We start from the raw sequence: 20,661 nt of genomic DNA on the forward strand, positions 1-20,661 counted from the left end.
AAATATACTTAATAATTCAGGTGTTGAGATTCACCTGTTTGAGAGCGGTTAAATCTTCTATTTCAATGGATCGAATGTTCCTGCTCCTTTTAAACTATTCCAACCAGTTGTTTGTTCCAAATATGGAGATGAACTCAAAATATTTTCATTTAATCCGAAGAAATAATATTCAGGATACCACTTAAATTTCCAGTCTGCAGGATTAGTTTTATCCAAATCATCTTTAACAGTTATTACAAAAACGTTATCATATAGATAATCTAGATAAGCAGCATAATTGGCGCTTCCGTTTGCCGTAGGATAAGTTGCCGGATCGCGATCTAAAATTGGCGCATTACCTGTTGCTGGTTTCAATAAAGGATCGGCAGTACCAACATATTTAACGCCCGCAACAGATTTTACTGTAATAAAATAGCCTGTTCTGCGAGTGCCATTTAAAGGTTTTATGCCTAAACGAGCAGCCGTTGGAGAATTTTCTTCGAATAACATCCAACGTCTTAAATCGAAAAAGCGTTTTCCTTCATAAGCAAATTCTATATTTCTTTCATTTAACACAGCTGCAAATAATTGATCTCTGCTTGCAGCACCAGCCAATCCGTAAGAACCATCAAGATTTTCTACACCTGCACGCTCGCGTATTGATTTAATGCCTTCCAAACCTTCAGCTAATTTGTTAGAACCAATTGCAGATTCTGCTAGGTTTAAAACAACTTCAGCAAAACGAAGTTCCATAAAATCCATACCGCTTTGACTAAAGTTTCCGTTAGCATTACTTGCATTCGGATCTGTAGCTTTCGAAATATAAATAGCACTCGCATTAGCACCTTTAAGCTCTGTTGTTAAGCTTGGCGTTGTTTCTGCTGCTGTTCTATACCATTTATAAGTCCATTGTTTAAAGGTTGTAGATTCTTTGTAAGGCCAGATTGCACCATTATAAACGAAAGTTTTGTAAAAACGTGGGTCTCTGTTTTTATAGAATTTTTTGGCATCATAAATATAAGTTGAAGCACCTGCCATTTTACCATCTTTCATAGGGAAAGCGTCTACAATTTCCTTTGTAGGAGATAAAGAACCACCACCGTTGATTTCCTTCGAGCGTGCAGCTTGTTCCCATCCGCTATTTTTAGTTGTATTACCACCAATTGCCAAGTTGTTAAAGCCGTAAACAATAACTGCTTCAGGGTTATTTACTTCTGTAAACCACATATTACCCCAAGCAGTTGCATTTGCAGTTCCGCCTGTTTTGAATAAGCCAAAACCATTTGCTTCTAACAAAGTTTTAGCGGCTAAATTCGCTTTGTATGCATCTTCCCAACGAGTTAAATCGTCGGTACGATTAAATAAAGGGCTCGCCCAAGTTAATAAAACACGCCCTTTTAATGCAGCAGCACCGCCGCTTGTAATTCTACCCCAATCTGCAGAAGCCCATTTACCTGGAAGTAATGTCATTGCTAAATCTAAATCTGCGGTGATTTGTTTTATGCAAGCAGATGAAGATGACCGAGGAATTTGCAAATCATTGCCATCAGCAAGAATAGGATCCTGAGGAGTTAAAGCCAAAGGAACACCTCCATACAAACGAACAAGATCAAAATATTGCCACGCTCTCCAGAAAAGCATTTGGCCTTTTAATTTATTACGAACATCTTCAGGCAAACCGTACTTATCTATTTCTGCAATGAAAATATTTATTTGTTTTAACCTGGTATAAGGGTTATTCACAATACTCGTTGTTAACCTTGCACCTAAATAGTTTAAAGCATGCGTGTTGGTATAACTTATAGATGTCCAGATTTTATTAAAATCCGTTTCTCCTGCAAATTCATCAGTAGTTTTTGCGAAAGTATCGTTATTTGTGGCAATATTCCAGGATAGCGATTGCGCATTATTTGCAGGCAAGAATAAGCCATAAACATAATCAACATATCCCTGAGCAAGAGCAGCATCTTTAAACACTTCCTCATTGTATCCCGCCAAATCTCTTTTCTCCTCAAGAAAAGCATCTTTACAGCTAGCCATTATGATAACTAATGCTGTAATTAAGTATAATATTTTATTTCTTTTCATCTTTTTATAGATTATTGAATTTACATTTTTTTATCCTTGCTTACAAGGTTACATTTAATCCGAATGAAATTGTTCTTAAATTTGGATAGGCATCCCATGCACCATCAGGACCTTTATAAGTATATGGGTTATATAGGTTTGCAGGGTTTAAAGCTGAAACGAAAACTCTTGCATTATTAATTCTTAATTTTTCTACTAAACTTTTCGATAAAGTATAGTTTATATTAAAACTTGGAATTCTTAACCTAAACGAACTTACCTTATAGAAATTAGATGTTGGCGTAAGGTTGATATCTGCAAAATTAGGGTTTGGCATTGTGCCGCTAGGATTAATAATAGGATCATAAATATTACCCCAGATATTTGGTAAACTGGTAAAGTTTCTGGCAATAGATACATTTAATGCTTTTCGCTCATCAATTTCCGACCATCCGCCGAATGAACCTGCAAGTACTGCATCAACACTAAAACCTTTATAACCTGCTTTTAATGTTATTCCGAAACCGTAGTGGTTACTTGCTTTTTTAGTTAATTGAACCTGGTCATTTTCGTCAATAATTCCATCAGGGCCAGCAAAAGTTCCGTTACTTTGTAATGGACCTCTAACATCTCTGTAATACAATGTACCTGGTTTTAATTGCGCTGCAGGCGTACCGAAAACCTGAGTAATTTTATACTGATTTACATAGTTTGTAACCTCATCGGCAGTTTTAAACATACCTAAATTGTCATATCCCCATTTTCCGTTATCAGAAGATGCTCCTGGTTTAGGGTTCCATGGTTTTAAGATATCATTATCGTTAAAGTTACCTACCAATACCTTGTCATCGCTCCAACCAAAACGAACGCCAACACCGTATCTGAATTCTTCGCCGATTTTATCATCCCAGTTTAAACCTAGTTCATAACCGTAATAGTTTGCCGAACCAAAATTTTCTGATGCACTGGTACCGCCAACGCTAAAAGGAATATTTGCTGTTCTTTCTAATAAAATATTTCTGGCTGCGTTGAAGTAAGCTTCAACATTAAATGATAAACGATTATTTAAAACTCTGCCATCGATACCTAAGTTGTTCTTATATTCGGTACTCCAGCTTGCATCTCTGTTTGGCGATGCTTCCATTTTTAAACCAGTTGAACTTGCTGTGTTGCCACCAAATACAGCACCTTTACCATCTTGTGTAGTATATCTTTGTCTCCATAACCAAGGTTTAGTCTGGTCATTACCGAGCACACCTGCGGCATATCTGATTTTTAAATAGTTAATAGCAGGAACTTTGAAAAAACTTTCTTCTGATACAACCCAACCAATTGAACCTGAATAAAATTGACCCCAGTAGTTTTCAGGAGCAAATTTTGTTGATGCATCCGTTCTGAATAAAAATTCAGCTAAATATTTATTAGCATAAGCATAGTTAGCTCTACCTACATAAGATAATGTACCTGCTTCGTTTGCTGATGTAGAACCATCAATTGCACCGAAAGCAGAACTGAACTGACCATTTGTTGCCGCTATCGGACTGGCTTTGAAAACAACCTGATTTTGATTGCTCGATTCAGAACGCTCTACTGTAAATAAACCGCTAACAGAATGTTTACCAAAATCTCTGGCATAATTTACCACAAAGTTAGTTTGCTCGCTTTTCGCATTTGTATTAGAATAATACAATCTATCTCCATTGGTTACCCTTAAAGAACTTAATACGGTTGCGCCTTCATAAATATGTTTATTCTCTCCTAAACGATTAAACTCGTAAAGTGTATAAAAAGTACCTACCTGGCTACCAACGGAGTTACTTGTGTTTCTTGCATAAGCTAATCTTGCTTTTAATCCTTTTATAAATGGAAGCTCATATTCGGCGTAACCATTAACTGTATATTGATTACTTTCTGTAGTTGCAAGGTTATTTAATCTGTCTATTTCACCAAAGTGATATTTAGATAAATCACTAGTTGTTCCTGGTAATTTTACAGGTAAACCATTAATATAATCAGGTACGTATCTTGGTGCTAACAGTAAATTTTTATAATCGTCTTCTACGCCTTCACCCGATACCTTATTAAAAGTTTTAACCAAATTACCATTGTTACCCGACACCTGTAAACCTACTTTGAAATTTGTAGCAACGGTTACATCAGTTCCTGCTCTAAAATTCCACCTGTTATAATTAAGGGTGGCTAAATTACCATCTTGCTTATTGTATGATACATTGGCAAAATAAGTTGCACGTTCTGCACCACCACTTACACTTAGCGTTTGTCTGAAATCGTAAGATGATTTCCACGCTTCTTCCAGACGATCGTAATCAATATTTTTAAAATGCTCTAACTCATCATTTGTAAAGAAGTTATCTACGCCTGCAGCTTTATTACCGCCGTTTGGTCCGTTCATTATATTAAAATATTGTCCGAATTCATAAGCACTCATCATTTTAGTACGATAAGCCTCATCATTTAAAGCATAGTTGGTACTTACACTAATTCTTGGCTTACCAATTTTACCACGCTTGGTTGTTACTAAAACAACTCCGTTACCACCTCTTGTACCATAAATGGCTGCAGATGCATCTTTTAGAAATGATAAACTTTCAATTTCGGAAGCATCAAGATTTCCAAATTGTGTTGCATCAGGTTTTCCTTGTCCGTCAACCTGTATCACACCGTCTATAACATATAAAGGGTCTGTTGAGCCACCATCTTTAGAGAAAATCGTATTCGGATTTCTAATTGTGATTTTAGCAGGCGAACCAGGGCGAGAAATACCACCACTAACACCCACACCTAACAATCTGCCAGCTAATGCTGCAGCAACGTTGGTTCCTGGTAAATCTTCAACTTCCGAAGCTTTAATATCAACAACAGCACCAGTTAAACTTGTCCTTTTCTGAGTTCCATAACCAACAACAACTACGTCGTCAAGGTTTTTATTATCTGAAACCAACTTTACGTTAATATTAGTTTGTGTGCCTACAGTAATTTGCTGTCTAACAAACCCAATGTAAGAAAACACCAGTACATCGGTATTAGACTTTACCTGAATCGTAAATACACCGTCTGCGTTAGTGCTAACATTACTAGGCAATCCTTTGACACTCACATTCACACCTGGTATTGAAGATCCGTCAGACTGATCGACTACTTTACCCGTAACCTTTCGATCCTGAGCAAAGAGAATTGTACTTGCTAATAACATTAGTAGCAAAGACAATGAAAATTTGCGTAAAAATTTTAAGTTCATATTTATTTATTTGGTTAGTTTTTAATCTTGGTTAGTTAGTTTTTGCTTTTCTTCGTTTCTCCCATTCTATCCCCTCTTTTTTTAAATCGTAGCCTGCGGCTGATAAGTAATTGTTTATTCTGCCTTTATATTTACCGAACCAGGCATGTTTCTTATCCGATGATTCCGCATCAATAGCTCTTTCTCTTGCCTCGGTAAGCCAAATCAAAATTTGTTTTTTTTGATCTGCTGTTAAGGTTAAAATTTCTTCCTGATAAGCCTTATAAGTAATTGGAAGGATATTGTATGTCATTCCGTTTTTAACGCCCTCAATCTGTTCGTTATTTAAACTTGATGATAACTTCGAAACATATTTTTTATGGAGTTTGGCCAATGCAGCATCTGTACTACGATTTTGTTTAGCGATTGCCGAGTCTCGTTCTACTTTATTATCAGCATTTTTTTCTTTGATCTCTTTTATTTTTGAATCGCGAACCGTGTAAATATCATTCAGACTGCTATATTGATCTCTTATTATATTTCTAACTTTTTCTGCTTTACTTGCATCGGCAATGTTAAGTGGAGTTACAATTTTATCTGCACGTTCGGTTATTACTTTTAAATATTTTGCCTTATCCTCGTCAGATACGGCATTATTCTGCGCAAAAGTTCCTGCAATATTCGAGAGTATTAGAAACAGAATTGTAATTGATAATTTCATTATATTATAGTTTAATTAATTTCTTTTTTTTATCAGTTTAACATCTCCGCAAAAATGAACCTTTAAGCCCAATTCATCCATGGCAGCAGCTTTAATTCTGCAAGCTTCGTGTGCGTTGGCTTCATAATTTGTGTACACTACATGAATGTGGTTGGCTTTATGTCTGGCCATCATCTGATCTCTGCTTATTCCTTTTAAAACCGCATGCATAATTGGCCATTCTGGAGTTGTACTATTCCAGCGTTTTTCTGTTTCATTCTTTGGCAAACTTACCACTTCGCCAATGCCTAAATCGCAATGTAATTCATTATCCATTACGTAAACCCGACTCCAAACAATAAAACCTGGTTTGCTAATTCCTTTAAGTGAGCCACCACCTAAACGAAAATACATTGGTGGCTGCCTATCGCTACTTGCTCCTTCATAACCTCCAATAAAATGAGCGGGTGGCGCTGCACCAGAAATTAAGAAAAGCCAAACAAAATCGTCAATTCCTTCTCCTTTATAATGTGCACCCCAGCGAATATCGTGTAAAGTATTTTCGCCCGTCATTCCTAGTTCTTTCCAAAGGCAATAGGTTAATAAAGCATCTAATCCAGCACATTCATCTACTTCATTAAAATGAGGAAGTGCATGGTTGGCATATAATTCTTTACCCGTTTTTGAAAATGCAGGTGGTCTATCCTCGTTATTTAATAACCCTTCTACCAAATCGCTGGCAACGGTTAAATCTTTAAGTCCTTGTTGATATTGTATGCCAATGGTATCGCAACTAAAATCATCTGCAATACGCAATGCAGCGATATACATTTTGCATTGCTCTAAAGTTTGCGCTTTGGTTAACTCGGTTTCTTCATTGGTTCCCCAATTAAACTGCATTCCTTTGTTCAGCAACCAGTTTAAAATAGCTTCTGCTTCTTTATTAGTAACCTGCAACATTTCGGCGTAAAGTGCCGATTGACTTAAGCGTTCTTTAAAGAATCCAGTTTTATGTAATAATTCATCAGGAATGATAGCATTGTACATACCCATACAACCTTCATCAAAAACGCCCATGATCACTTTACGCTCTTTTAACGCCCGTGCAAATGCCCTACCCTTTTTTTCATCCGTTAAAGGAATCTTACTCAAGGCAAAATCTTTAACATGGCTTTGATCGTAACTTATTTTTTCTGTTGATAACCATTCCTGAAGACCTTCTGTGAAGAAGTCATCGGTAAAGTTTTCGCTCCATAAACTGCTGTACGAAATACCTGCCTTAGTCAAGCAGCCATTTAAATTTAACATACCAACTAAACCTGGCCATTGTCCGCTCCAGTTGGCCACAGTTAAAATCGGACCTTGATGTGTAGTTAAACCTGCAAGTACATGATGAGAGTATTGCCAAACACTTTCGGCAACAATTAATGGTTGCTTTGGGTCGATATTACGAAAGATATCCATACCCATTCTTTGAGAATCTATGAAGCCGTGTTTTTTCGTCGAATTATAGGGATGAGCACGTTTAACTTTCCAGCCAAATTTCTCAATTGCTGCTGTTAATTTCGTTTCCATTTCGAGTTGAGCAGCCCAGCAATTTTGATTTGCAGAAAGCCTTAAATCTCCACTCGAAACCAATAGAATTTCGCTTGTTTTACCCTGTATCATAATTCATTACTGAACAAATTATTTATATAAAAATAATTTGTCGGTTTATATTTTGGTTATAGCCCATAGAGCCATATACAAAACTCAACAAACAATATAGTTAATTACTAATAGTTTTTAGCAAATTAATATAGGATATTATCATAAATAAACTTAGCTTTAGCCCTGCAACGCTTATGATTTACCAAACATAATGCGGAAACATAACCAAATATTTATAGATTAACCATGAAACCTCATTTTCATAAAGTTCCGGTAACGCTGCAAAGCTCTTTCAGTATTCGACATGATATTAAGCCCGATTTCGGTAACATTTGGCACTATCATCCAGAATTAGAATTGCACTACGTGATCAAGGGAGAAGGCGTTCGTTTTATAGGCGATAACATCAGCAACTTTGCTCCTGATGAAATGATTCTTTTGGGCGAAAACCTACCCCATACCTGGCGATGTAAAGATGAGTATTTCCAGAATAATTCTGATCTGCATACGGAAGCCATGGTTGTTCATTTTTTGCCCGATTGCCTTGGGAAATATTTAATCAATTTACCAGAAGCTTATCTAATTCCTAAACTATTCGAAAAAGCTAAAAGTGGTATGATTATTCATGGAAAGGCAAAGGAAAAATTAATTGATTTAATGAGGCTTGCGGTTGACGCAACAAACCTGGAAAGAATAATTATTTTACTTTCTATTTTGAAAACACTTGCCGAAACCGACGAATTCGAGACCGTTGTAACCAGTAAAAACACCTTTTATCAATCTAACGAATCGGAAACCCTTCGGATAAATAAAATATGCACTTACACTTTAACCAATTACAAGAAAGATATTACCCTTGAGGAAGTTGCATCGTTAAGTAACCTGAGTGTAACCTCATTTTGCCGATATTTTAAACTCATGACAAAGAAAACCTATTACGATTTTTTAATTGAAATACGGGTTAGCCATGCATGCAGGTTTTTGATTGAAAACAAGTTACCAACTGAAATGATTTGTTTTGATTGTGGTTTTAATAATGTATCGAATTTTTACAGGCACTTTAAAAAAGTTACAGGAATGACACCACTGGATTACAAAAGGAAATATTTGAATTAATAAGCAGCATAGATCTTTATCTTTTAATCTATATTATATATAGATTCTTTTAGAATTCACTTTACGCTTTAGCCAAAAGCATGTAACCCAAAACCTACTAAATTCTTGGCTCACAACTAGTATATATCCGGCTTAACGTTGGTAACCATTTGGGTCCTACATCCGAAATACATCCGAGGAGTAACCGAGTAAGTACCGTACAGAACAGCTATAGTGAAGAAATTTGAATGGCTAAATTCAGAAGAATGGTTGTTGTTTTATAAAGCCTGTGTTTCAGAAATCAACATTAACTAAAATAAAAATTGACGGGAAAATGGCTAATATGATGCGTCAAAAACGTGCAAATGTGTACAAAAACGACAAAAACGTCTTTTTACGATATCGGTTTCCAGCTTATGTTTTAATTTTAATAAAAAAACTATGGCACAGCAAGTTGGCACAATTAAACTTAAGGGGAAAGTCGGGGATTTATCCTTTTATGAACGCAATAACATTTATCAGGCAAGGGCTAAAGGTGGAGTAGATGCAAAGCGTATAAAAAACGACATCGCCTTTGAACGCACCAGGGAAAACAATTCGGAATTTGCCAAAGCTTCGCAAGCTGCGAAAAAGTTACGACAGTTATTTCGAATAATACTTTTGCAAGTACCAGATCCAAAGATGAATTTTAATTTAACAAGTCGCTTCTTAAGAATTGTTAAAGCAGATCAGATTAATAATCGTGGCAGCAGGAATGTTCTGGCAGAAAATTACAGGTTACTACAAAACTTTCAATTTAATTCAAACAATCATCTATACAATACTTTCCTGGAAGATATAGCTAGTTCCATAAACTTAGTCGATCAGTATGTTGAGATTAAAATTCCCGCCATCCATCCGAAAATTTCTATTGTTGCGCCTGGTGAGGTTACACATTTCAGGCTTATTACTTCGGCTGCTTCAATCGGCACTGAAAACGAATGCGCTTCCCTGCTCGATTCAGAAATTCTGAATATAAATGATGCAACGGAATCACAGACTTTTAAGATAAACCTCGTATTAAAAGCACACGAGCCTATAATTATTCTTTTTGGAATTACTTTCTTTACTACCTCTCTAAATTGCGTTGTTCCCTTACAGAATGGGGATTTAAATACTCTTGGAGTGATTAAAATATATTAAAACTCCTTCGCATTATTGATGATACCTCGCAGATTAGAATGCAAGGTATCATTGTCATTATATATCTAAATATAAACCTGAATATTTAAATCGCTTCTTAAAGCCGTGTAATCATCAAATAATTTTTCAACTTCTTTGATCACATTTGGTGTAAAAGTGCCCACCTTTCTTCTTGTAAAAGTAGATATATCCAATCCTCGCTTTTGCAAAAAGTATTTTGATACAATTGGGTAAACATTATGCATTACATCCATATTATCGATTAAAAATTGTTGCACAACATTCACTTCATTTACAAGCGAGGGATCGTTATAATGATCACATAACCAGACGATTAATTCAGGAAAGTAATTACCTTGAATGCAAGATAAACCCGAAGCGCCAGCCTTTAAAGATTCTACTGCGTGAACGATGTAAGCATCATATAAACCAAATTTATGTCCTTCGGTAAGCTTTAGTTTTTCCTTAATCTGCATTAAATCCAAACAAGTATCCTTATGATAAATTACTCTTCCAGTCGAAACGAAATCGCTTAATTGCTGAGGCTTCAAAATTCTTTTATAGGGCACCGGACACTCGTAAAACCCAATTGGAATATTTTCTGTTTGCTTTAATAAATCAAACACCCGCTCATTAAATATATCATCAGATTCTGCTTCATCAGCAAGCAAACTTGTAATCGCAATTACGGCCTCCACGCCTGTATCATTAACTTTTTTAACAAAATCGGCCTGTTTAGAAATTGGCCCGCCAAAAGTCCCTGTAGCTACAACCGGCACTGCACCATCTACAACTTTTATAACATGATTAATGGCCTGGATTCTTTCACTATCTGTTAATTCGAACATTTCACTCGATAAACAATTAGCAAATAAGCCTGACGATCCCGCTTGCAAATAAATCTCTGTGAGCTGGGTAAGCGCTGGATAATCGATGTTTCCATTGTCCAAAAAAGGCGTAAGCATGACCGGGATGAACCCTTTTTGTGAGTTTTCCATATTTAAAAAGATATGTAATAAGGTTATTTAATAATTGCCTGAATAGTTCTTATCGAACTTAATTGGCTGATTTTAATTTTCTATTTTTAATTTTCGTAATAAAAATGCCTGTTAAAAAAATGGTTAATGTGCCTACCACGATAATCATATTTTTATGCAAAGGATTTCTGAAAGCTTCGTATGCCGGAGGAAGCATAGCGGAAAAAGTCATCCAAATTATAACTGCTATCCCAATCATAGTTGCGATAATGGCTTCGTGGTTTTTAGTTTGCTTACTTACAATTCCGAGTAAAAACAAACCAAGCATCCCCGCTGCAAATATTCCTGATAGCTCCCACCATACATCCAAAATACTTTTAACACCAATCATTGCAATTCCTGCAATCATACCCAGTAAACCAAACCCTACAGTTGCAATGTGCAGGAGTGATAAATTTTGTTTTTCAGAAATATCTGGCTTAATGTACCGCCTATAAATATCAACCGAAAATACTGTTGCAGAAGCATTCATTCCTGAACTTATGGTGCTCATTGCCGCAGATAAAATAGCCGACACAATTAGCCCAACTAAACCAACAGGAATTTTTGTTACCATAAAATGAGGCATAATCTTATCGCCATAGTCTGCAGGCTTTAAGGTACTTTCTAACTTTAAAATTTCGGCAGCGGTAGAATGAATGGGTAATCGCTCAATCGCAACCTGGTGTTTAATAGACTGAACCAAATCGGGGTTAACCTCATAGTAGGCATACAAGCAAGATCCTATAACAAAAAACAACAGCGATGCTGGAATATAAAGCCATACACAGAGCCAAATTGATTTGGAAGCTGCTTTAGTTGATGATGCAGTATGGTAACGCTGAATGTAATTTTGATCCATTCCAAAATTATTCAGGTTAATAAAAAACCCATATAAAAGCACAACCCAAAAGGATGAACTAACGAAATCGGGTGAAAAGGTACCTAAACTAAATTTGTGATCTGCTTTTCCAATTTCTATTACTTTTGAAACACCTCCTGGCATATTTGTGATGATTAAATAGAGGATTAACAATGCTCCAAATGTCTTAATCACAGCCTGTACAACTTCTGTCCATATTACCGCCTCAATGCCACCTAAAACAGTATAAAATATGATGCAAATGCCCATTACGATCATAATCATTTGCATAGAGTAACCAGTTAGAGCTTGTAAGCTCAAGGCTATTCCGAAAAAGATAGATCCCATTCGGGCCAGTTGAGTAAGTAAAAAGCAAACTACAGCGTACACTCTTGCCCAGGCGCCGAAACGTTTTTCTAAATGAGTGTAGGCCGATATTTCTCCAGTATTACGATAAAATGGAACAAAGTATTTTGAGGCAATCCATGCTGCTAAAGGCATCGATATACTAAAAACAAATGCATTCCAGTTTCCTCCAAAAGCTTTACCAGGCACACCTAGAAATGTATTACTGCTTAGAAAAGTTGCATAAATTGATAAACCTATTGCCCATCCAGGAATGAGGCCCGAAGCTTTTGTAAATTGCTCGGAATTTTTATTTTTTCGCGAAAAATAAATCCCTACTAATATCATTCCAACAAGATATATGAAGATTATAGCAAGATCGAATACAGGTAGACCCTTCATTATCGGTTGGCTCGTTTATTAATTTGGTTAAAACAAATATGCATTTCTAAATATCAGTATTAATATAAGATTTTGGCTATATATTGTACCATATTATCCTATTGAACATCAAGTGCGTCAAAGGTTAAATCTTTAGCATCGGTTGCTATAATTCTTAATTTGTAAGCACCTGCATTGATCATGCTACCAGTAGTTGTGTTATAGTAATTCCACTTACCTTCTTTAGCTGGAACAAAATCGGCATTTTCGGTTCTCATTAATGTTCCATCGGCAGCTAAAAATTCCAATTTAGCTTTTAAGTTTTTTTGCAATGGATTGTGGTATTTAATAGTAAGCGAATAAGTATCAGCAACACCAACGGCAATCGAAAACTCTAAAATGCCGCCAGTTTGGGCTTTAAAACTAACTCTTTGTTTCCCCATCAAATCTTCTCTAACAATACTTTGTCCTTTTAAAACGGCATCTGTCGCTTTGTAGCTGGTTAACTTTTTTAAATCGTAGGCTGGCTCTAAATTACTTGGCGGAACAAGAGCAACGGTTGAAACTTCATTGCCCAAAGTGATCGGTGCTCCTTTTGAAAATCTCTTTCTGTAAACCTTAAAACTTTGGCCAGCATTATTTTCAATACTGGTTTTGGTATCTTCAAAAGATTTAAGCTGTTCTGGCAAACTTTTTATACTGTCATTTACCGCAGCAAAAACATCAGCTTCATCGTTTAAATTAAAGTTTATATTCTGGTGCTTTTCAGCAGTTTGAATCCATTCTGCACCGTATAAATTTGGCGGCAAGGAAGTGAACTCAAAATTACCATCCAAAAATTGTTTGTCGCCAATATCCATCCACGAATTTGATTTAAATTCGGTACTTGAGGCAGCATCGGCAATCGAATTAGATTGCACACCAACTTTAATTGTTTTATCCAAACTGGCTATGGCAATTGCAGAAATAATGGCCTGACCAACTTTTACCTGCGGAAACGAAATAGATAATCGACCAGCTTTGCTGTAAATCTTTACAGTTTTTTTAAGAATGGTATTTGTACCAACCTCTTTCCAGATATCCAAATCTTTGATTACGGTTTTATTGTTAATGGCAACATCGAATAAACGCATTTTTTCCGCATTCATGCCACCTCCAATACCCAACCAGGGTTCGATAAAACATAGTTCAACTAAATATTCACCATCTTTTGGAACCTGAAAATTAAAGTTTAACTGCTCTCTTCCGTAGCGAAATGATTGAAACAGTTTCCAATCGGATGCGCCACTAATCGGCGAAAATGTTCTTCTTTGACTAGCAAAAAAAGCGGGAATACCAGAGAAAGCCGAAGTCCATGAAGATGAACCGTAGTTTTTATTATTACTGTTTAATTGTTGATCTTTTAACCAGACCGCTCCATACTTATCGGTATAATCAGGTCCGCCACAATTTAATCTGTACAGGTAATTATAATCTTTTGCGGGTTTATTTACGGCCCCATCATTAGTTAATTTATCAAAATTCGGAGATTCGGGTAAGTTATTTAATACGATGTAATCTTTAGCAACAGCTTTTCCATCTACATAGCCAACTGCATAAAGCACATTATATTTAACATTGGGTTTATTCCACTGAAAATGAGTTCCGATTTTGCCCTTGGTTTTTTTTCCAAAAGATTGTCCGTCCACATCATTAAATAACTCTACTTCATCACAATTTGAATAAACCACAATGCTATCCTTTACGCCAGGAGTTGACCATCGATTAGGCCAAGTATGCGATACAACGTAAACCATTGGTTCCGTTTCTTTTGGAGCATAGTTGCTTCTAAACATATAAAAAACATCGGTTGGTTCTTCCCAGGGGGTAAACATACCTTTATAATTTACTGGCCCGATTCTATCTAAATCGCGTAATCCTTCCCCTCCCTGAACCCTTCCAGGATTATCATGGGAGCTATATAACCAAAAGAAATGACCTGCAGTCTTGTCTTTAACAGATTCTGCCAAACGAACTTTAGTTTCCATCAAAGTGGTCATATTGTTTTCGGTATAACCTTTACCTGCAGAATCTAAATTATGTAAGTCAATGGTTCTCCAGGCGCCATATTCACCAACTAAAACCTGTCTTTGTAAATCTTCGCCGTAGGTTAACGGATTGCCGCCATAAGTACCAGTCCAGTTTTGAGGCACATCCCAATCGGTACCTTTTCCACCATTACATGTGGTTACTTTGCGTTGTGATGAGGCAGTAGGATCTAATTTTCTAATTAGCTCAGTACATTCCTTTGCGAAATCCTCTGGCAAAGTACTTTCGTTTTCTAAACCCCAAAGCACAACCGCCGGACTATTTCTACGCTCTTTTACCCAATCAGTTAACAGCGTTTTAAAGTTCTTTCTGAACGCAGGGGTATCATACCAAATATGAGCCGCCATTTGTGTCCAGCAAAGTATTCCAAGTTTATCCCAATAATCAGAATATAAAAGATTGTGAGGCTGATGCGCATCTCTAAAAGCATTAAAACCAGCTGATTTGATTTGCATTACGCGAGAATGAATTTGTTCACTACTAAAAGCATGGCTTTGCCCGATTAAATGTTCGTATTCTGCAATTCCATTGATAAAGACAGGTTTTCCATTTAGAAAGAATTGTTTTTGGTTGGCTTTATCGCCAATTGGCCAGCTAATCCAACGAATACCATAGGATGTTTTAACTTCATCGACAAGCTTTCCATTTTCTATAATGGATGTTTTTACCGTATAGAGGTAAGGATTTTCTAACGACCAAAGTTTAGGATTGATCAGCTCAGCTGTTTTTTGGCTTACATCGATCTGTTTTCCCGACTGAACATTTATTGTCTTTTTAAGCGCCTTTTCAATATTCCCTTCAGCATCGAACAATTGAGTATAAATTGTAATCGATTTTGCTTTGGCCGAATAATTTTTAACGGTAGTAGTAAAGTTTAATACTGCCGACTGTTCTGAGATTTTATCATCGTTCCAAATGTGAATGCCAAAAGGTTGAATTCTTGCTTCGTTGGTAACAATTAAATGTACTGGCCTGAAAATACCCATTGGCTGAGAACCTTCAGAAAAACCTCGTTCGGTTGAACACCCTCCATCTACCCAGGGCAAATCCTGAATATTAGCTGGATGGTCTGCTCTGACTGCTAAAATATTCTGTTCGTTATTTAGCTTAATTACTGACGTAACATCAAAGGTAAAAGTGGTTCTTCCACCAGCGTGATAGCCAATTTTTTTACCATTGAGCCAAACAGTTGCATAAGAACCAACACCTTCAAAATATAGAAAAAACCTCTTCCCCGCTTTAACTTCGTTGCTTTTAAATGTTTTACGATACCAGGCATAACCATGTTTATTTCCATGAAGTTTCCTTTGATAACCTTCGTATTGATCCCAATTGTGCGGAACGTTTACTTTTTTCCAACTGGCAGGCTTATAGCTAACCAACTCGAAACCATTAAAAGCATTTATATTTTTCTCATCAACAATGCTTACCCAATCGGCATTTAATGAAATATCTTTTCTGATTGTGTTTTGTGCTGAAACTACTTTAAAGTTTACGAGCAATAAAATGATGAAAATTAACTTCAAAAACCTACTCATAATACCTTCAAATCTCCATTAAGTTTATAGCTTTCTCCAGCTTTAGTTACAATTTCTTTTTCTTTACCCTGATATTTGATTTTGCAAACACCACCGACTTTCGATTTTATTTCGAACATTGTTAATTTGGATTGATCCCAATTTATATTTAACTCAAAACCGCCTCTTGCTTTTAGCCCTTTAATTTCACCAAAAGGGATTTCGGCAGGTAAAGCAGGCAAAATATCTAAATAGCCTTGCTGACTTTGAACAATCATTTCGGCTATTCCTGCGGCGCCACCAAAGTTTCCATCAATTTGAAATGGTGGGTGGGCATCAAATAAATTTACATAAGAACCTGCGCCACCATTTGCTGGTTTCAACAACATTTTAATCAATTTCATTCCATGGTCGCCATCCTTAAACCTCGCCCAAAAGTTAATTTTCCAAGCCAGGCTCCAACCAGTAGCATCATCACCACGATACAATAAAGATTGTTTAGCGGCATTCATCATTGTTTTATCGGCATCCCAGTTAATATCATTCCCTGGATAAACACCCCATAAATGAGAAACATGGCGATGTTTATTCGTTGTATCATCTTTGTCTTCTAGCCATTCTTGTAACTGTCCGTGTTTCCCTATTTGATTTGGCGCAATCTGCACTACTTTTTCCTCCAGCGATTTTCTAAAGGCTTCATCTATTCCCAGAATTTTTGATGCCTCAATGCAATTTCTAAATAACGTTCTGATAATCTGATGATCCATTGTTGGCCCTGCAACTAAACCTCCGTTTTCTGGAGAATTTGATGGCGTACTGATTAGCCAACCCGTTTTCGGGTCTTTAATCAAGAAACCTTCAAAGAACAGAGCCGCTTCTTTCATCAAGGGGTAGCCTTCAGTTTGTAGAAACTTTTTATCATTGTTAAATAAATAATGCTCCCACAAATGCTGACTTAACCATCCACCGCCCGAAACCCAAATACCATGATTGGAAGCATTAATTGGAGCTGTACCATTCCATAAATCTGTATTATGGTGTAAAACCCAACCTTTTGCGTTATAATATTCCTTTGCGGTTTCTTTTCCTGAAACAGATAAGCCTTTTATCTTTTTAAATAGCGGTTCATTAAGAGCCGATAAATTCAAGATTTCAGTTGGCCAGTAGTTCATCTCAAAATTAATATTTGTGGTATACTTACTTCCCCAGGGCGGACTGAGCAGATCATTCCAAATTCCTTGCAAATTTGCTGGTTGTGTTCCTGGTCTTGAACTCGAAATCAATAAATACCTTCCATATTGCATATAAAGTGCCGTAAAGGCAGCATCTTTTGATGTGCCGAACTTTTCTAATCGCTGATCGGTAGGTAAATTCTCATTTTCAGATTGACCAAAGTTTACACTAAATGTGTTGTAATAAGTTTGATATTCTTTAATGTGGCGGGCTTTAAGATCTTCGTAAGGCGTTCCTAATAGACCAAGAACAGCACCAGAATTTTTTAGTTTTGGATTTCCAGAAACATCGTTTGCATTTACAAAATTAGTTGCGGCTGTTAAAAAGAGTGTTGCCTCATCTGCACCAGTAATAACAATTTTATTGTTGATTATTTTTATTGTACCTTTTTTTACTTCAGCAGTCAGTGTGGCCTCGCCTTTTAAAGCACCATCCTTTACCTGCACATTTAGCACAATCGAATTTTTATCTAAACTTTTAATCTCAGTTTTCTGATGAACACTCGACAAAACTGCTTCAAAAGCTATGGAGCCCGTTTTATCTGCCGATAAATGAATAACTACAGCTTGATTTGGCTGACTTGCAAAATATGTTCTCTGATATTTAACACCATCCAACGTATAAGTTGTTTTTGAAATTGCGGTATTTAAATCGAGGGAACGTTTATAATTAGTAACTGCTGATTTTCCCTTTTTGAAATACAAATTCAAATCGCCAAACGGTTGATAGCTGGCCTGATATTGAGCAACCTCTGGTGGGTTTTCATCCTGAATTTTATACTTCCACAATTTTACAAGCGAAACGCCTTGTTCAACATTCGATCCTTCAGGATAAATTCCAATTTTCTTCTTTGTATCCTTATAACCTGTCAGGCCACCTTTATCAAAGTAATTTAAAACCTGAATGGCAATTACATTTTTACCTTTTTTTATCAGCTTTGCTGGAATTGTATATTTTCGAGGCTCGAGGTTATCTGTATTGCCAACCAATTTCCCATTGATGAAAGTAAAATCCTGATCGCGAATTCGGTTTAAATCTAAAACCAGATTTTTACCCAGCCAATTTTCAGGGACATCAAAAGTGGTTCTAAACCAAACTGCACCATCTAAATTTGCTAAACCAACAGCTTCCCAACCTTCATAAGATGGAACCTGAATTGTTTTCCAAAGTTTATCATCAAAATTTTCTAATGCTGGCTTTCCAACAAGGCCCTTGCCTGATTGCATTTCCTTAACCCATTTAGTTCGGTCTCCATTTTCACTTTGAAGCCCCATAAATTGCTTTTGAGCTAAATCTTCAGCTTCTTTTTGTTTTCCCTCGAAAAGTAGCGTTCTGATTTGAGCTAAATATGCTGATGCGCCTTTGCGGTTGTAATTTCTTGGTTTGCCTGTCCAAAGGGTTTCCTCGTTAAACTGAATATGGTCTGTTTCTACACCGCCATAAATCATGGCGCCTATTCGTCCGTTTCCAATTGGTAAAGCATCTGTCCATTTTTCAGCAGGTTTGTTATACCACAACTGATTGTTTTGCGCAAAAATGAGATTACTATTTATAAAAATGATAATAAACAATAAAAGAACGGTACACTTATTTAAATTTCTCATCTATTGGTTAGTATGTAGTTTATAGTCTCTCAAACGCCTTTGAAAGCAGTTTTTAAATGTCCTTCGACAGGCTCAGGATGACAGTTATACTTATCAGATTACCTGAACTATCGATTATTTATCGCCTGAGATCACGTCAATATTTTCAGTTACATCATTTTCCTTAATAACGCCATTCTTAGCATTTTTAAAGCTATTGTTCCCTAAAATTACGTTTTTAGTTTTCTCGCCACTAAGCTTTAAGTAAGTTGTGGTTCCTTTAACAGGAAATGCGTTATACAAAAACACATCACTTGTATTTTTTAAATCGATAACAGGAGATTTAACCAATGGCGTATAACTTTTTAAATTATCAATCGTCAGGTAATTTACGTTTGAAGCAGAAACTGATGGACCAATTTCTGTATTGACCTGAACATTATGAAATTCTATTTTATTAGAAATACCGATACTAAAACCTGTTTTTGCATCCATGTTGATATCGCTAAACGTAATATTTTCGATCGGCATTTCTTCCAAGCCATTTAAATAGGCAGCCTGATTCACCTGACCAGTGATGTTACTAAAATGAATATTTCTGAATTTTGGTGTACGCTCTGAAACAGGCTCTACATTCGTTTTAGCGTACTGCATATCCAAAACAATTGCCTGTTGGCCAATATTCTTCATAATGATATTACTTACTCTAATCTCTTCTACTATTCCGCCCCGCCCTCTAGCCGTTTTAATACGAATGCCTCGATCTGTTCCATCAAAAACGCAATTCGAAATAACAATCTTACGTACATCGCCCGACATTTCACTGCCGATTACAACACCACCGTGGCCAGATAACATAGTACAATTTGTAATGGTGTAATTCTCTGCAGGCACAGCCATTTTTCTGCCTGGCGCATCTTTACCCGATTTTATAGTAATACAATCGTCTCCAACGCTTATGTGGCAATCAGAAATGTGAACATTTTTACAAGATTCTGGATTAATCCCATCGGTATTTGGCGAATGCGGATTGTTTATAGTTACTGCATGAATTTTAACATTCTCACAAAACTCGGGGTTTACCGTCCAGAAAGGAGAGTTTTTAATTGTTATCCCATCGATTAAAACATTTTTACAAAACATAGTTTGTATAAACGGTGGGCGAAGAAATCCGCGTTTCATTTGTTTTGGATCATCTGGCAAAATAATATCCTTATTCAACCCATCAAACATAGTTTGCCATTTAGAACGAGCTTGCCCCTCTTTATAGCCTTCTACAAAATCCCACCATTTTTTTCCGTGTCCATCAATTAAACCCCTGCCAATTATCGAAATATTCTCGGCTTTATAAGCATAGAAAAGAGGCGAAAACGAAGTCACATCTACACCTTCATATCTGCTTTTAACCATTGGCAAATAATCATCGAAATTATCACTAAAATGAAGTTCGGCACCTGCATCGATTAGAATTGTGATGTTACTTTTAAGATGAATTGAACCCGTTAAGTATTTCCCAGCGGGAAAGTAAACCGTACCGCCACCTGCTTTTGACGCAGCATCTATAGCATTTTTAATGGCCAATGTAGCCAGCTTGCTACTATCGTTTTTTGCGCCATACTTTAAAACATTATAATAATTTTGTGCTTTTACGTTTAACCCAAAGATTAACATACAGGCAAACAAAAAAGATACTTTCAAGCGATTATTTAATTTCATTTTATTGTT

The 20,661-nt window shown here is 36.3% G+C and carries 11 protein-coding genes; 2 read left to right on the forward strand and 9 right to left on the reverse strand.

Annotated features, from left to right (window positions below):
* Positions 1-57 precede the first annotated feature (57 nt).
* The 4 genes from ABD692_RS01710 to ABD692_RS01725 are packed head-to-tail and all read right to left on the reverse strand — an operon-like array spanning position 58 to position 7,652.
* On the reverse strand, positions 58-2,067 hold the full coding sequence (locus ABD692_RS01710) for a RagB/SusD family nutrient uptake outer membrane protein (RefSeq protein ID WP_344764425.1): 2,010 nt from the start codon (positions 2,065-2,067) through the stop codon (positions 58-60).
* 40 nt (positions 2,068-2,107) lie between these two features.
* Complete coding sequence (locus tag ABD692_RS01715) at positions 2,108-5,305, reverse strand: SusC/RagA family TonB-linked outer membrane protein (RefSeq protein WP_344764427.1); 3,198 nt, start codon at positions 5,303-5,305, stop codon at positions 2,108-2,110.
* 31 nt (positions 5,306-5,336) lie between these two features.
* The gene (locus ABD692_RS01720; RefSeq protein WP_344764428.1) at positions 5,337-6,005 is read right to left on the reverse strand and encodes a DUF3826 domain-containing protein; all 669 of its coding nucleotides are present in this window, start codon (positions 6,003-6,005) and stop codon (positions 5,337-5,339) included.
* A 15-nt stretch (positions 6,006-6,020) separates the two neighbouring features.
* Positions 6,021-7,652: a fucose isomerase gene (locus ABD692_RS01725; protein ID WP_316758110.1), complete on the reverse strand. Its 1,632-nt coding sequence runs from the start codon at positions 7,650-7,652 to the stop codon at positions 6,021-6,023.
* A 228-nt stretch (positions 7,653-7,880) separates the two neighbouring features.
* Between ABD692_RS01725 and ABD692_RS01730 the strand changes: the two genes are divergently transcribed.
* Entirely contained in the window at positions 7,881-8,750 is an 870-nt protein-coding gene (locus ABD692_RS01730; protein ID WP_316758108.1) for a helix-turn-helix domain-containing protein, read from the forward strand.
* A gap of 420 nt (positions 8,751-9,170) precedes the next feature.
* A complete protein-coding gene (locus ABD692_RS01735) occupies positions 9,171-9,911 on the forward strand; it encodes a hypothetical protein (protein WP_344764430.1) in 741 nt (246 codons plus the stop codon).
* A gap of 65 nt (positions 9,912-9,976) precedes the next feature.
* On the opposite strand, the gene ABD692_RS01740 is transcribed toward ABD692_RS01735, so the two are convergent.
* The 5 genes from ABD692_RS01740 to ABD692_RS01760 form a co-directional block, all read right to left on the reverse strand.
* Positions 9,977-10,909, reverse strand: coding sequence for a dihydrodipicolinate synthase family protein (locus ABD692_RS01740; protein ID WP_344764432.1), 933 nt, complete (start codon positions 10,907-10,909; stop codon positions 9,977-9,979).
* Between the two features lie 58 nt (positions 10,910-10,967).
* A complete protein-coding gene (locus ABD692_RS01745; protein ID WP_344764434.1) occupies positions 10,968-12,482 on the reverse strand; it encodes a sodium:solute symporter family protein in 1,515 nt (504 codons plus the stop codon).
* A 152-nt stretch (positions 12,483-12,634) separates the two neighbouring features.
* Positions 12,635-16,141: a malectin domain-containing carbohydrate-binding protein gene (locus ABD692_RS01750; RefSeq protein WP_344764435.1), complete on the reverse strand. Its 3,507-nt coding sequence runs from the start codon at positions 16,139-16,141 to the stop codon at positions 12,635-12,637.
* On the reverse strand, positions 16,138-18,957 hold the full coding sequence (locus ABD692_RS01755) for a glycoside hydrolase family 95 protein (protein ID WP_344764437.1): 2,820 nt from the start codon (positions 18,955-18,957) through the stop codon (positions 16,138-16,140). Before ABD692_RS01755 ends, ABD692_RS01750 begins: the two co-directional genes overlap by 4 nt.
* 114 nt (positions 18,958-19,071) lie before the next feature.
* A complete protein-coding gene (locus ABD692_RS01760; protein WP_344764438.1) occupies positions 19,072-20,652 on the reverse strand; it encodes a glycoside hydrolase family 28 protein in 1,581 nt (526 codons plus the stop codon).
* Between the last annotated feature and the right edge of the window lie 9 nt (positions 20,653-20,661).

The sequence above is a fragment of the Pedobacter ginsengiterrae genome (assembly GCF_039537385.1).
GTDB classification, from domain to species: domain Bacteria; phylum Bacteroidota; class Bacteroidia; order Sphingobacteriales; family Sphingobacteriaceae; genus Pedobacter; species Pedobacter ginsengiterrae.

Excerpts from the sequence above, each read along its gene's own strand:
- ABD692_RS01755 (WP_344764437.1), bottom strand. The coding sequence starts at position 18,957 with ATGAGAAATTTAAATAAGTGTACCGTTCTTTTATTGTTTATTATCATT.
- ABD692_RS01710 (WP_344764425.1), bottom strand. The coding sequence starts at position 2,067 with ATGAAAAGAAATAAAATATTATACTTAATTACAGCATTAGTTATCATA.
- ABD692_RS01740 (WP_344764432.1), bottom strand. The coding sequence starts at position 10,909 with ATGGAAAACTCACAAAAAGGGTTCATCCCGGTCATGCTTACGCCTTTT.
- ABD692_RS01745 (WP_344764434.1), bottom strand. The coding sequence starts at position 12,482 with ATGATATTAGTAGGGATTTATTTTTCGCGAAAAAATAAAAATTCCGAG.
- ABD692_RS01725 (WP_316758110.1), bottom strand. The coding sequence starts at position 7,652 with ATGATACAGGGTAAAACAAGCGAAATTCTATTGGTTTCGAGTGGAGAT.
- ABD692_RS01735 (WP_344764430.1), top strand. The coding sequence starts at position 9,171 with ATGGCACAGCAAGTTGGCACAATTAAACTTAAGGGGAAAGTCGGGGAT.
- ABD692_RS01715 (WP_344764427.1), bottom strand. The coding sequence starts at position 5,305 with ATGAACTTAAAATTTTTACGCAAATTTTCATTGTCTTTGCTACTAATG.
- ABD692_RS01750 (WP_344764435.1), bottom strand. The coding sequence starts at position 16,141 with ATGAGTAGGTTTTTGAAGTTAATTTTCATCATTTTATTGCTCGTAAAC.
- ABD692_RS01760 (WP_344764438.1), bottom strand. The coding sequence starts at position 20,652 with ATGAAATTAAATAATCGCTTGAAAGTATCTTTTTTGTTTGCCTGTATG.
- ABD692_RS01730 (WP_316758108.1), top strand. The coding sequence starts at position 7,881 with ATGAAACCTCATTTTCATAAAGTTCCGGTAACGCTGCAAAGCTCTTTC.
- ABD692_RS01720 (WP_344764428.1), bottom strand. The coding sequence starts at position 6,005 with ATGAAATTATCAATTACAATTCTGTTTCTAATACTCTCGAATATTGCA.